At 70.4% G+C, this 13,042-nt stretch carries 10 protein-coding genes and 1 tRNA gene; 7 read left to right on the top strand and 4 right to left on the bottom strand.

The window, feature by feature from the left end; translation table 11 throughout:
- Positions 1 to 12 precede the first annotated feature (12 nt).
- The 3 genes from ASC99_RS29510 to ASC99_RS29500 are packed head-to-tail and all read right to left on the bottom strand — an operon-like array spanning position 13 to position 3,889.
- A complete protein-coding gene (locus ASC99_RS29510; RefSeq protein ID WP_057237721.1) occupies positions 13 to 2,016 on the bottom strand; it encodes an ABC transporter ATP-binding protein in 2,004 nt (667 codons plus the stop codon).
- Positions 2,013 to 2,906 (bottom strand): ABC transporter permease, encoded by an 894-nt coding sequence (locus ASC99_RS29505; RefSeq protein ID WP_057237719.1) that lies wholly within the window; start codon positions 2,904 to 2,906, stop codon positions 2,013 to 2,015. Before ASC99_RS29505 ends, ASC99_RS29510 begins: the two co-directional genes overlap by 4 nt.
- Positions 2,906 to 3,889 carry an ABC transporter permease gene (locus ASC99_RS29500; protein ID WP_057237717.1) on the bottom strand — a complete coding sequence of 328 codons (984 nt, stop codon included), beginning with the start codon at positions 3,887 to 3,889 and terminating at the stop codon, positions 2,906 to 2,908. The genes ASC99_RS29505 and ASC99_RS29500 overlap by 1 nt, the downstream gene beginning before the upstream one ends.
- Positions 3,890 to 4,252: 363 nt before the next feature.
- Here ASC99_RS29500 and ASC99_RS29495 point away from each other — a divergent pair, with 363 nt between their 5' ends.
- The 7 genes from ASC99_RS29495 (at position 4,253) to ASC99_RS29465 (ending at position 11,568) form a co-directional block, all read left to right on the top strand.
- Complete coding sequence (locus tag ASC99_RS29495; RefSeq protein ID WP_057237715.1) at positions 4,253 to 5,953, top strand: ABC transporter family substrate-binding protein; 1,701 nt, start codon at positions 4,253 to 4,255, stop codon at positions 5,951 to 5,953.
- Positions 5,954 to 6,473: 520 nt separating this feature from the next.
- On the top strand, positions 6,474 to 7,658 hold the full coding sequence (locus ASC99_RS29490) for a low temperature requirement protein A (protein ID WP_057237713.1): 1,185 nt from the start codon (positions 6,474 to 6,476) through the stop codon (positions 7,656 to 7,658).
- Between the two features lie 33 nt (positions 7,659 to 7,691).
- Positions 7,692 to 8,342 carry a pentapeptide repeat-containing protein gene (locus tag ASC99_RS29485; protein WP_057237711.1) on the top strand — a complete coding sequence of 217 codons (651 nt, stop codon included), beginning with the start codon at positions 7,692 to 7,694 and terminating at the stop codon, positions 8,340 to 8,342.
- Positions 8,343 to 8,513: 171 nt separating this feature from the next.
- A complete protein-coding gene (locus ASC99_RS29480; protein ID WP_057237709.1) occupies positions 8,514 to 10,577 on the top strand; it encodes a phosphocholine-specific phospholipase C in 2,064 nt (687 codons plus the stop codon).
- A 251-nt stretch (positions 10,578 to 10,828) separates the two neighbouring features.
- Entirely contained in the window at positions 10,829 to 11,128 is a 300-nt protein-coding gene (locus tag ASC99_RS29475; RefSeq protein WP_057237706.1) for a hypothetical protein, read from the top strand.
- Between the two features lie 59 nt (positions 11,129 to 11,187).
- On the top strand, positions 11,188 to 11,427 hold the full coding sequence (locus ASC99_RS29470; RefSeq protein ID WP_057237704.1) for a hypothetical protein: 240 nt from the start codon (positions 11,188 to 11,190) through the stop codon (positions 11,425 to 11,427).
- A 67-nt stretch (positions 11,428 to 11,494) separates the two neighbouring features.
- Positions 11,495 to 11,568: transfer RNA gene (locus tag ASC99_RS29465), tRNA-Lys, on the top strand.
- Between the two features lie 48 nt (positions 11,569 to 11,616).
- Here ASC99_RS29465 and ASC99_RS29460 read toward each other — a convergent pair.
- Positions 11,617 to 13,026, bottom strand: a complete 1,410-nt coding sequence (locus ASC99_RS29460; RefSeq protein ID WP_057237701.1) for a cytochrome P450 — start codon at positions 13,024 to 13,026, stop codon at positions 11,617 to 11,619.
- Between the last annotated feature and the right edge of the window lie 16 nt (positions 13,027 to 13,042).

Here is a 13,042-nt window from a genome sequence, read left to right as displayed (position 1 = left end):
TGGTACCACGCCCTACGCGTGGTGGCAGGCGACCCCGTCCTCCAGCGCAGGCGACTCCCCGTCACATCGAGTCTGCCGCGCCGGGTCAAGGGTGGCGTACAGCGGGCAGCGGGTGCGGAAGGCGCAGCCCGTGCGTCGTTCGGTCGGCGAGGGCGGGTCGCCCGGGAGGAGGACTCGGGTGCGGGCCCGTTCGGCCGGCGGGTCGGGGAGGGGTACCGCTGAGAGGAGGGCCTGGGTGTACGGGTGGCGGGGCTGGGCGAAGACTTCGGCTGCGGCGCCGGCTTCGACGGTGCGGCCGAGGTACATCACGCTGACCCGGTCGCAGAGGTGACGGATCACCGAGAGGTCGTGCGAGACGAAGAGGTAGGCCAGGCCCAGCTCGGCCTTGAGCTGTTGCAGCAGGTTGAGTACGCCCGCCTGCACCGAGACGTCCAGCGCGGAGACCGGTTCGTCCAGCACCAGCAGCCGGGGCTGCACCGCCAGGGCCCGGGCGATCGAGATCCGCTGCCGCTGCCCGCCCGAGAACTGGTGCGGGTAGCGCGCGGCGTACGCGGGGTCGAGACCGACCTGCCGGAGCAGTTCGGGGACCCGACGGTTGATCAGCTCCCGGGCTGCGCCCTGGGCGAGCAGCGGTTCGGCGATCACGTCACCGATCGGCAGCCGGGGGTCGAGGCTGGCCATCGGGTCCTGGAAGACGATCTGCACCTCGCCGCGCAGCCGGTGCGCTCCCGCCCGGTCGAGCTTGGCGGTGTCCTGGCCGAGCAGTTCGATCTGCCCGCCCTCCGGCTTGCCGAGGTTCAGCAGCTCGAACAGGGTGGTCGACTTGCCGGAGCCCGACTCCCCCACCAGGCCGAGCGTCTCGCCCCGGCGGATGTCCAGCTCGACCCCGTCGACGGCGTACACCGAGCCGACCCGGCGCTTGAAGACGGTGCCCTTCAGGACGGGGAACGTCTTGGTCAGCCCGGTCACCCGGAGCACCGGCTCCCGCTCCGCACGGGGCGTCAGGTCGGCGGCGGGCAGCGGCGGTACGGGGTAGACCTCCTCCGGCCGGGGGCGGCGCTCGGCCAGTTCGTCGGCCCGGACGCAGGCGGCCAAGTGGTCACCCGCGCCGGTCAGTTCGGGCTCGACGTCCCGGCAGCGGTCCTGCACCAGCGGGCAGCGGTCGGCGAACGGGCAGCCAGGCCCGACCGAGCCGAGCGCGGGCGGCTGACCCGGGATCGGGACCAGCGGGCCGCCCTCGGCGTCCAGCCGGGGGACTGCGCCGATCAGGCCGAGGGTGTACGGGTGCCGGGGGTGGGCGAAGAGTTCGTCCACGGGGGCGGTCTCCACCACCCGGCCCGCGTACATCACCGCGACCCGGTCGGCCATCCCGGCGATCACCCCGAGATCGTGGCTGACCAGCACCAGCGCGGCGCCGGTCTCCCGCTGCGCGGTGCGCAGCACGTCCAGTACCTGGGCCTGGATGGTGACGTCGAGCGCGGTGGTGGGCTCGTCGGCGAGCAGGATGTCGGGGTCGTTGGCGATCGCCATCGCGATCATCGCGCGCTGCCGCATCCCGCCGGAGAACTCGTGCGGAAAGGCGTCCAGCGCCCGCGCCGGATCCGGGATGCCGACCAGGTCGAGCAGTTCGGCCGCGCGCTTGCGGGCGGCCGCCTTGTCCAGCTTCTGGTGGATCCGGATCGCCTCGACGATCTGGTCGCCGATCCGGTAGACGGGGGTGAAGGCGGAGAGCGGGTCCTGGAAGACCATCGCGACCTTGCGTCCGCGCAGTCCGGCCAGCTCCCGGCCCGGCAGGCCGACCAGTTCCCGGCCCTCCAGCTTCACCGAGCCCCGGACCTGTGCGGTACCGGGCAGCAGCCCGAGCACGGCGAGCGCCGTGACCGACTTGCCGGAGCCGGACTCGCCGACGATGCCCAGGGTCTCGCCGCGCCGGAGCGCGAGGTCGACTCCCCGGACGGCCGGCTGGGAGCCGAAGTCCACGGCCAGGTCGGTGACTTCGAGCAGTGCGGGGCTCACGGCCGACTCCCGGAGGTGGGGTCGAGGGCGTCCCGCAGGCCGTCCCCGATCAGGTTGACGGCGAGCACGAACAGCACCAGCAGCCCGGCCGCGAAGTAGAACAGCCAGGGGAAGACCGGTGCCTGGTCCGTCCCGGCGGCGAGCAGGGTGCCGAGCGAGACGTCGGGGGCACGGACGCCGAAGCCGAAGTAGGAGAGTGCGGCCTCGCTCATCACGGCGCCGCCGACCGCGACGGTGGCGTCGGTGATCAGGAAGGAGGCGACGTTGGGCAGGATGTGCCGCAGGATGATCCGCAGCGGGTGGACGCCCATGAACCGTGCGGCACGGACGAATTCACGCTCGCGCAGCGAGCGGGTCATCGAGCGGACCACCCGGGCGGTGATCATCCAGTTGAAGGCGGCCAGCAGCACCACGAAGGCGATCCAGCCCGAGCCCTTGAGCCGGGGCGAGATGATGGTGATGATCAGGAAGCTCGGGAAGACCAGCATCAGGTCGACCAGGAAGGTCAGGCCCCGGTCCGCCCAGCCGCCGAAATACCCGGCGCAGGCGCCGACCAGCCCGGCCAGCACGGTGGAGAACAACGCCACCAGCAGCCCGATCACCAGCGACTTCTGCAGCCCCCGGACGGTCTGCGCGAAGACGTCCTGCCCCAGCCCGTTGGTGCCGAACCAGTGGGTCCCGGAGGGCGGTTGACGCAGCGCCAGATAGTCGGGCGTGGCGTAGTCCCAGGGCGTCAGGAACGGGCCGACGAAGGCCAGCAGGAAGAGCAGCAGCACGGTCACCGCGCCGATCAGCACCCCCTTGGCGGCCAGCAGTCGCCCGGTGACCAGGCGCAACCGCCCGGCGGCGATAGGCAGTTCGGCGGTGGGCAGCGGCAGCACGGCAGTCATCAGGACCTGACCCGGGGATCGAGGGCGGCGGTCAGCAGGTCGGCCAGGAAACCGGACGCCAGCACCACCACCGCGGCGAACAGGTTGACCGCGACCACCGAGTTGATGTCCTGCTCGTTGATCGCCTGGATGAACCACTCCCCCATGCCGTGCCAGCCGAAGATGGTCTCGGTGAAGGCCGCGCCGGTGAAGATTCCCAGGAAGCTGTACGCGAACATGGTGGCCATCGGGATCACCGCGGTACGCAGCCCATGCTTGATCAGCGCCCGGTTCCTGGTCAGGCCCTTGGCCTCGGCGGTCCGCAGGTAGTCGGAGCCGAGCACGTCGAGCATGGTGGCGCGCTGGTAGCGGCTGTAGACCGCGATCCCGCCGAGCGCCAACGACAGGGTGGGCAGCAGCAGATGGAGCCCCCAGTCGCTGAGGTGGGCGCCGAGCCCACCGGCCAGCCCCGGGGTCTCGTAGCCGGTGAACGGGACCACCTCGTGGCCGGCCGCGTCCTTGGCGGCGATCGCGCCGTTCTTCAGCAGCAGCGCGAGCAGGAAGACCGGGGTGGAGAGCAGCACGAAGGAGGCCAGCGTGGTGGCCCGGTCGGAGAAGCGGTACTGCCGCACCGCGCCCCAGGCGCCGACCGCCACCCCGAGCACCATGCCGAGCAGGCTGCCGACCAGCAGCAGCCGGAGCGAGACCCAGATCCGGCGGCCGAAGTCCTCGTTCACCGAGGTGTCGTGGATGGTCCGGCCGAGGTCGCCGTGCAGCACCAGACCCTCGGCCCAGGTGCCGAACCGTTCGACCACCGGCGTGCGGTCGTTGATGTTCAGCGCGGTCAACTGCCGGTCCACCGAGGCGGCGGAGGGCCGGGGCTGCTTGGCCTCGAAGTAGCTCCGGGGCCCGAGCGCGGTGCTGGAGAGGGCGTACGCCAGGAAGACCGCGACGATCAGCAAAATCACGTAGTAACCGAGACGTTTGGCCAGGTACCGGATCACCCCGCGCCCCCGGTCGGGAGGTTCGTATACCTGGTCGACATGACGAATTGCCTTCGCTCTAGGGGGATTTGACGCAGCTTCGCGCGCAGCAGTTCTACGGCATGGCCGGTCGGCCGTCCAGAGTTCTGACACACACCGCTCAACCCGGTCGGTTAAGCAGCAGGTCAGAGTGTTTCAGCGGGTTACTGACAGCGTATTGCCGCAGTGTTGCGGCCCGTTTCGATTCGATCAGGTGTGAACACGACCCCCTGGTACGTGAACTGATCCGCTGTTACGTTCTGCTCGGCCGGACACCGACTTGGCTGCCCATGATCAAGCGTCGCCACACCTGGCGGCCACCAACTCTCTCCGGGGGAACCCCTGATGGACACCTTCACCACCGCCCGCGGCCTGCGCCGCGCCGCTGTCCTCGCCATCGCGCTGGCGCTGGCCGTCACCGGCTGCAGCTCGGCCGGCTCGGGCTCGGGTGACGGGGCCAAGAACGTGGTGCCGACCCAGGACGCCGAGGACAACAACCCGCAACCACTGGACAGAATCAAGGACGGCGGCGAGTTCCGCCCACCGCTCCAGCAGTGGATCACCCAGTGGAACCCGTACCAGGTGGACGGCCGGTACGGCGACGCGGTCGAGATCATGTACTACACCCAGGCCAAGCTGTTCCGCACCGACGCCAAGGGTGTCTTCAACCCGGTACCGGAGTACCTGACCTCGGCCGAGGTGACGTCCAAGTCGCCGCAGGTGATCACCTACAAGATCAACCCGAAGGCCAAGTGGTCGGACGGCAAGCAGCTCGGTGTGCAGGACTTCAAGGCGGTCTGGGAGTCCACCAACGGCAAGAACCCGGCCTACAACATCGCCGACTCCTCCGGCTACGAACAGATCTCCTCGGTCGAGCAGGGCGCCGACGCCCAGGAGGTCAAGGTCACCTTCGACAAGCCGTACGCGGACTGGCAGAACCTGTTCAACCCGCTGATCCCGGCGGCCGGCATCGCCACCCCGGAGGCGTTCAACGAGGGCTGGATCGAGAAGGTGCCGGTCTGGGGCGGGCCGTTCAAGGTCGGCACCATCGACAAGACCGCGCAGACCATCACCCTGGTGCCCAACCCGGAATGGTGGGGTCCGAAGCCCAAGCTGGACAAGATCACCTACCGGGTGCTGGCCAGCCCGGCGATCACCCAGGCGTTCCTCAACAACGAGGTGGACTACGCCTCGGCGGGCACCGCCACCGCGTACGGCCAGCTCAAGGACGCCAAGGACGGCGTGATCAGGACCGGTACGCCGTGGGACGAGGTGCACATCTCCTTCGGCGGCAACGGGCCGCTGGCCGACAAGTCGCTCCGGCAGGCGCTCGGCCTGGCGCTGGACCGGGCCGCGCTGATCAAGATCGTCAACCAGGGCGTGCCGGTGGAGTTCAAGCCGCTCGGCAACCACCTCTTCATGACCAACCAGAGCGGCTACCAGGACAACTCCGGCGACTGGGTCAAGTTCAACGTCCCCGGTGCCAAGGAGCTGCTGGACAAGGCGGGTTGGAAGGAGAGCGCGGCCGGCCAGCCGCGCACCAAGGACGGGCAGCCGCTGGAGCTGCACTACGTGCTCAGCGACGGCGCCGCCCAGGCCCAGATCGACCTGGCCACCGCCGTGCAGAACATGCTCCAGCAGGTCGGGGTGAAGCTCACGGTCGACAAGGTGCCGAGCAAGGAGTACTTCGGCAAGTACGTCAACGAGGGCAAGTTCGACCTGGCGAGCTGGCGAAACACCGGCTCCTTCCCGCTCTCCGCGGGTGTGGGCAACTTCCGTGCCCCGCAGGGCGACAACGTGTTCGGCAACTACTCCAAGCTGGCCACACCGGAGATCGACGAGCTGCTCCGGACCGCCGCCGCCACCCTCGACCCGGCCGAGGCGGCCAAGCTCTACAACAAGGCCGACGCGCAGATCTGGGAGCTGGGCCACACCTACGAGCTGTACCAGCGGCCGAGCATCGTGGCGGTCCGCAAGGGCCTGGCCAACTTCGGGGCGGGCAGCCTGGCGGACACCGACATCACCAAGGTCGGCTGGGAGAAGTGACGTCCTGAACGAAGCGGAGTGACGGACGCCAGACGGCCCTGACGAGCAGCGCGGTGATCACGAGACCGGCGGCACGGGCAAGCGGTTGACCCGCCCCCGTGTACCGCCACCGGCCTTGACCTTCCGCGTTGCTCGCAGACCGCCTGCGTCGTCCATGCACTGCCGAGGAATCTATCCGGTCCAACCGGACACGCCGAACAGCACCAAGAGGGCACGCCCGAGGACCCGCCACTGTCACCCGGTTCGCGCACTGCGTCGTCAACTCTCGCTGACGATGGGACAGAACGGGCGCAAGTCGGGTATAAGACCCTCCGGCAATTGGTGGGCGGATGAAGGAGCGGCGTTGGGGTGCGTGCCTCGGCGGTGCCGAGGAGGGAGTCCATGCGGAGCATCGGCGACCGACGAGAAGCCGGCGAGGTGCGTGCCCCAACGCCGCGACGCCGCCCACCAATTGCCGGAGGGTCTAAGGCGTGCCGCCGTGGTACGTGCGCCACGGGTGACGGGGTGTCAGGATCGACCCATGACCAGCAGCGAGGCCGTCCCGACCGAACCGGCGCCGTTCCGCCGGATGGTGCCCAGGAGCAAGGCCGAGAGTCACCGGGCCGCCACCCCCCTGGAGCTCTTCTTCGACCTCTGCTTCGTGGTGGCGGTCGCCCAGGCCGGCTCCGCGCTGGCCCACGATCTGGCGGCGGGTCACCTCGGCCACGGGCTCTACAGCTACGCGTTCGCGTTCTTCGCGATCTGGTGGGCGTGGATGAACTTCAGCTGGTTCGCCTCCGCGTACGACGTGGACGACGTGCCGTACCGGCTGACCACGCTGGTGCAAATCACCGGGGTGCTGATCCTGGCCGCCGGGGTGCCCCGGATCTTCGCCGACCAGGACCTCACGCTCTCGGTGGTCGGCTACGTGGTGATGCGCCTGGCCATGGTCACCCAGTGGCTGCGCGCGGCCTCCTGCGAGAGCGGCGGCGCGCGCACCATGGCGCTGCGCTACGCGGCGGGCATCACGCTCTGCCAGATCGGCTGGGTCCTGATGCTGCTGGTCCCGGAGAGCGCCCGCAGCTGGGTCCTGCCGCTCGGCATCCTGGCCGAGCTCTCGGTGCCCGCGCTGGCCGAGCTCCACACCCAGAGCACCTGGCACCCGGAACACATCGCCGAGCGGTACGGCCTGTTCACCCTGATCGTGCTCGGTGAGACGGTCTCCGCCGCCACCCTGGCGATGCAGGCCGCGCTCGACGAGCACGAGGCGCTGAGCGAGTTGATCCCGCTCGCGGCCGGCGGCATCCTGATCTGCTTCGCCGCCTGGTGGATCTACTTCGCCCGGCCGGTGCACCACATCCTCACCTCCAACCGGCGGTCCTTCCTCTGGGGTTACGGCCACTACCTGGTGCTCGGCTCGGCCGCCGCGATCGGCGCCGGGCTCGAGGTCGCGATCGAGTACGCGACCGGCGAGGCGCACATCGGCGCGGTGGCGGCCACCGCCGCCGTCACCGTGCCGACCGCGCTCTACCTGTTCACCGTCTGGCTGCTGCACGCCCGGCACTCCAAGCGCGGCCCGGCCCAGCTGCTGCTGCTCCCGGTCGCCGCGGTGGCTGTACTGGCCTGCACGCTGCTCGGCGAATCGGGTGTACTGGCAGCCGGGCTGCTCTGCGCGGCGACGGTGGCGGCGGGCGTCACCCTGCACGCCCGTCAGACCCGGATGTGAGGATGGCCGGACCCGTCACGCTTGGAGACCCATATGCCGTCCGTCCCCGACCAGCTCGCCGACCTGCCGTACGCGCACCTGCTCACCCCGCACAGCGGGCCGCTCCGGCGGGACGAGCGGTACGACACCGTGCACTTCGAGGGCCCGGAGCTGGACGGCCCGGCGAACGGCGCGACCTTCCTGGAGTGCGCCTTCACCGGCGTGCAGCTGAGCGGCAGCAAGCTCCGCCAGGCGCGGTTCAACGAGGTCTGGGTGCAGGGCAGCCGCTGGGTCGCGGTGGACTGCGCCGAGACCGAGTGGCAGGACGCCGGCTTCGTCGGCACCGTACTGGCCGGGCTGACCTGCTACGGCTCGGCGCTGCGCCGGGTGGTGTTCCGGCAGTGCAAGCTGGAGGCGGTCAACCTGCGCGGCGCGACCCTGCGCGACGTGGTGTTCGAGGACTGCCTGCTGCGTGACGTGGACTTCGGCGACGCCCGGCTGACCGAGCTCTCCTTCCCCGGCTCCACCCTGGAGGAGGTCCGCCTCGGCGGGGCCACCCTGCGTCAGGTCGACCTGCGCGGCGCCGCCAGGCTCGGTCTGGCCGACGGCCCGCACGGTCTGCGTGGCGCGATTCTCGGCAGCAGCCAACTCTTCGAGCTGGCACCACAGTTCGCCCAGGCCCTGGGGATCATCGTGCGGGACTGATCCCCGGCCGTTCATTCGGCCTTCGTTCCGCGAACCCGCGTTGAACAATCCAACAAGCCTTGATGGAAAGTCCTGGCCCCACGCCGCGACCTGCACAAAGATGCCGCCTGAACGATGTCGTGGACACAACGTGTGTGCACAACATCGCTACCGAAGGGACGGGCAGGCGGGATGTCCGAGCTGAGTCGTAGGAAGTTCATGGCACTGTCGGCGAGCGCGGCGGCCGGGGCGGCGGTGGCGGGTTCGGCCACCGTGGCCGGAGGTACGGCCGAGGCGGTCACGCTCGGTCTGGACGCGACCGGGACGATCACCGACGCGAAGCACATCGTCGTGCTGATGCAGGAGAACCGCAGCTTCGACCACTACTTCGGCATGCTCAAGGGCGTCCGTGGCTTCGCCGACCGGGCCGCGATCCAGATCCCCGGCGGGCACAGCGTCTTCAACCAGCCGAACGGCGCCGGCCGCCAGTACCCGTGGGCGTTCAGCGCCACCAGCCCGGCCGGCGGCCAGACCCCGGAGCGGCTGGCCCAGTGCAGCGGCGACCTGGCGCACTCCTGGAACGACCAGCACAGCGCCTGGAACACCGGCAGGATGGACAACTGGGTGGCCGCCAAGTCCAGTGTCCGCGCGCTCGGTTACCTGAACCGCAAGGACATCCCGTTCCACTACGCGCTGGCCGACAACTGGACGGTCTGCGACGCCTACTTCAGCTCCACGCTGAGCGCCACCGGACCGAACCGGACCTTCCACTGGAGCGGCCAGATCGACCCGGAGGGCAAGGCGGGCGGCCCGGCCTACAACGGCGGTGACGAGTCCGGCCTGCGCTGGCAGACCTACGCCGAGGCGCTGGAGAACGCCGGGGTGAGCTGGAAGCTCTACCAGAACGCTGCCGACAACTACGGCGACAACGCCCTGGCCTACTTCAAGCAGTTCACCGACGCCCCGGCCGGCAGCCCGCTCAAGGTCAAGGGCATGGGCTCGGTGCCCAGGGTCACCGGGAAGACCCCGGAGGACATCGCCGCCGCGATCCGCGCCGACGTGCTGAACGGCACGCTGCCGCAGGTCTCCTGGATCGTCGCCGACGAAGCCTCCTCCGAGCACCCGTACGCGCCGCCGAACGACGGCGCGCACTTCGTGCACCTGGTGATGGACGCGCTGAACGCCGACCCGGCGGTCTTCAACTCCACCGTGATGTTCCTGAACTACGACGAGAACGACGGCTTCTTCGACCACGTCCCGCCGCCGGTGCCGGTGACCGGCACCGCCGGGGAGTTCTACAACGGCCAGCCGATCGGCCTCGGCTTCCGGGTCCCGATGGTGGCCATCTCGCCCTGGAGCCGCGGTGGTTGGGTGAGCTCCGAGGTCTTCGACCACACCTCGGTGCTGCGCTTCCTGGAGACCTGGACGGCCGCCCTGGGCAAGCCCGCCAGCTGTCCGAACATCAGCGCCTGGCGGCGCAAGGTCACCGGCGACCTGACCGGCGCCTTCGACTTCGCCCACCCGGTGTACGGGATGCCCGCGCTGCCGGACACCTCCTTCGTGATCGGCCAGTCCACCTGCGGCCCGCTGCCCAACCCCGCGCCGGCCAACAACGCCCTGCCGCTGCAGGAGGCCGGCACCCGCCCGGCCCGCGCGCTGCCGTACCAGCCGAACGCCAACCTGGACCACCTGGAGTTCGGCTCGGGCGGCGTGATGAAGGTCTGGATCAAGATGGCCAACGAGGGTGCTACTGCCCGTAGTTCGGCGCACTTTGCGGCCTACGCGAACGCGTATCGCAGCGGCGGGCCGTGGCAGTACACCATCGACCCGGGCGGCAGCAGCAGCGACTTCTTCAACTGCGGCACCAACTTCGGCAACGGCCCGTACGACCTGAGCGTGACCGGCCCGAACCGCTTCCTGCGCCGCTTCAAGGGCGACGCCACCAAGGCCGGCAAGACGGTCACCGTGACCGCCTCGTACGCCAACGCGCCGGACACCGGCAAGGCCGCACTCTGGTTCCGGCTGGCCAACGCGGGCACCGCCGCGGTGACCTTCACCGTCACCCCGAACAACTACCGGGCGGACGGCCCCTGGACGTACACCGTGCAGCCCGGCGGCAACACCAGCGACTACTTCAACGCCGTGGCGTACCAGAACGGTTGGTACGACTTCACGGTCACGGTCAGCTCCGACCCGAGCTGGTCGCAGCGGTTCACCGGGCACATCGAGACCGGTGCGCCGAGCATCTCCGGCTGAGACTAGGGCCGGGCCAGTTGGAGCTGGCCCAGCGCGTAACGGCGGAGCACGATCCTGGCCACCAGCGGGTGGTCGGCGAGCGGAGCGGACACGGCCAGCGCACCCAGCCTGGCCCGGAGCCGGCCGACTCGAACCCGCCTGCGGGTGGCCACACTCCTGCTCGGGCGCGCAGGCGGCGGGTGATCGGCGCAGGCTGGAGGTATCCAGCCGGTCGGTCACCCGCCGCCCGGCCTTTCCCGGAGGTGAGTGGGATGGTGATGGAACCCGAAATGGAAGCCGAGGCGGAGTTCGGCCCGGAGCGGTACGCCAAGCCCCGTCGGGTCGGCGGGCCGCGCGGCGCCTGGCACCTGCTGGAGCAGGTCCGGCCGATGACCATCGCGCTGCTGCTGTCACTGTCGATCGGCCTGGTCCTGGTGGCCGTGCAGACCGACAACGCGATCGCCCTGTCGCTGTTCAGCCTGGTCTGGGCCACCACCCTGTTCGCCCTGATGGGCTGGCTGGGCCGCCGGCACGACGCGCAGGTGGCAGGACGGCACCACCAGACCGCCTGACCGAGCCCGGGGAGGGTCACCGGCCGGGGCGTACTCGTCCCGGCCGGAGCAGTCCGCCGATGGTGCTGATGGCCTTCGGCCTGTACCTGACCCACCGGCTGGTCCCGAACGGGCGGCGGATGCCGTACCACGAGGTCGGCGAGCTGTTCTCAATGGTCGGCGTGCTCTACGCGGTGCTGCTGGCGTTCGCGCTCTTCCCGGTGACCAGCTCACTCTGGGTCTTCGTCGGCTTCTACGCCGTCTGCCTGATGGTCTGCTGGTGGTTCTACGCCCGCAAGGGCGCCGAGGCCCTGAGCTGACCGTGACCGGACGGTCACGATTTCGGAGATCCTGCTGATGTCGCGTACAGTCTTCGACGTCAGACAGGCGCCGCTAGCTCAGTTGGTTAGAGCAGCTGACTCTTAATCAGCGGGTCCGGGGTTCGAGTCCCTGGCGGCGCACAGACACAAGGAAGGCCCCCACCTCACGGTGGGGGCCTTCCTTCGTTCTCAGCCCTGGCGGCGGCCGAAGACGCGGCGCCACCAGCTGCGGCGCGGGGCCGGGGCGGCCGGAGCGGCGGCCACGACGGGCTCTGCGGCCAGGGTGACCGGGGCGGGTGCCTGGGCCGGGACGACCGGGGCGGCGGGCGGCGGGGTGGGCTTCGGGCGGCCCGGGGTGAAGCGGACCGGGAGGCCGGTCAGGTGGCGGGCCAGCCAGGCGCCGCTCCAGCGGAGGTCTTCCTCGGCGACCGCGAGCTGGAGGTCGGGCAGGCGGGTGAGCAGGATGTCGATGCCGGTCTCGGCGATCGCGCGGCCGACGTCCTGGCCGGGGCACTCGTGCGGGCCGCCGCTGAACGCCAGGTGCGAGCGGTTGCCGTAGAGCGGGGTGTCCAGGTCGGGGCGGACCTCGGGGTCGACGTTGCCGGCCGCCAGGCCGAGCAGCAGCATGTCGCCGGCCTTGATCTGCTGGCCGCCGAGCTCGGTGTCGATGGTGGCCCAGCGGCCCGGGATCATCGACAGCGGCGGGCTGTCCCAGAGCACCTGGTCCAGCGCGTCCGGCAGGGTCATGTGACCGCCGGAGAGGTTGGCGCGGAACCGGCTGTCGGTGAGCACCATCCGCAGGGTGTCCGCGATCAGGTTCACGGTGGACTCGTTGGCCATCAGCAGCACCAGCCGCAGGTGCTCCATCAGCTCGTCGTCGGAGAGCTCGGCCTCGTGCTGGATCAGCCAGCTGGCCAGGTCGTTGCCCGGCTCGGTCCGCTTGCGGGCGACCAGCTGACGGAGCGTGGTGGCCACGTACTCGTTGCTGGCGATCGCGGTCTCGGTGCCGAGCATCATGTCCCGGGCGGCGACCACGAGTTGGGGGCCGTACTCGTCCGGTGCACCGAGCAGCTGGGTCATCACCAGCATCGGCAGGTGCTCGGCGAACTCGCCGACCAGGTCGACCGTGCCGCGGCCGGTGAAGCCGTCCACCAGCTGGTCGGCGAACCGGGTGACGTACCGTCGCATGCCCCGGCGGTCGAACCGGTTCAGCGCGTCGGTGACCGCGCCGCGCAGCCGGCGGTGCTCGGCACCGTCCGCGAACAGGCAGAGCGGCTGCCAGGCCAGCACCGGCATCAGCGGCGAGTCCATCGCCACCTGGTTCTGCTGGAACGCCGTCCAGCGCCGGGAGTCCCGGGAGAACCGGGACGGGTTGCGCATCACGGTCAGGTTGGCCGAGTGGCCGACCACCAGCCAGGCCGGCAGGTCGCCGTGCAGCAGCACCGGCGCCACCGAGCCGTGCTCGGCGCGGAGCTTCTCGTACAGGCCGCTCGGGTCCGCCTCGGCCTCCGGGCCGTACAGCCGCCGTATCTGGTCGGTGCCGAGGCCGTGGGCCGGGCAACCGGGCGGCGGGGTGAGCTGGCCGTCGGGGGTGGTCACGGGTTGTCTCCGGGAG

The organism is Kitasatospora sp. Root107 (genome assembly GCF_001424875.1).
Lineage (GTDB): Bacteria > Actinomycetota > Actinomycetes > Streptomycetales > Streptomycetaceae > Kitasatospora.
This window is presented reverse-complemented; position numbering and strand designations above follow the sequence as displayed.

What these genes read in the sequence shown, in the direction of transcription:
- ASC99_RS29495 (WP_057237715.1), top strand. Translation starts at nt 4,253, where the DNA reads ATGGACACCTTCACCACCGCCCGCGGCCTGCGCCGCGCCGCTGTCCTC.
- ASC99_RS29475 (WP_057237706.1), top strand. Translation starts at nt 10,829, where the DNA reads ATGGTGATGGAACCCGAAATGGAAGCCGAGGCGGAGTTCGGCCCGGAG.
- ASC99_RS29505 (WP_057237719.1), bottom strand. Translation starts at nt 2,906, where the DNA reads ATGACTGCCGTGCTGCCGCTGCCCACCGCCGAACTGCCTATCGCCGCC.
- ASC99_RS29470 (WP_057237704.1), top strand. Translation starts at nt 11,188, where the DNA reads ATGGTGCTGATGGCCTTCGGCCTGTACCTGACCCACCGGCTGGTCCCG.
- ASC99_RS29480 (WP_057237709.1), top strand. Translation starts at nt 8,514, where the DNA reads ATGTCCGAGCTGAGTCGTAGGAAGTTCATGGCACTGTCGGCGAGCGCG.
- ASC99_RS29490 (WP_057237713.1), top strand. Translation starts at nt 6,474, where the DNA reads ATGACCAGCAGCGAGGCCGTCCCGACCGAACCGGCGCCGTTCCGCCGG.
- ASC99_RS29485 (WP_057237711.1), top strand. Translation starts at nt 7,692, where the DNA reads ATGCCGTCCGTCCCCGACCAGCTCGCCGACCTGCCGTACGCGCACCTG.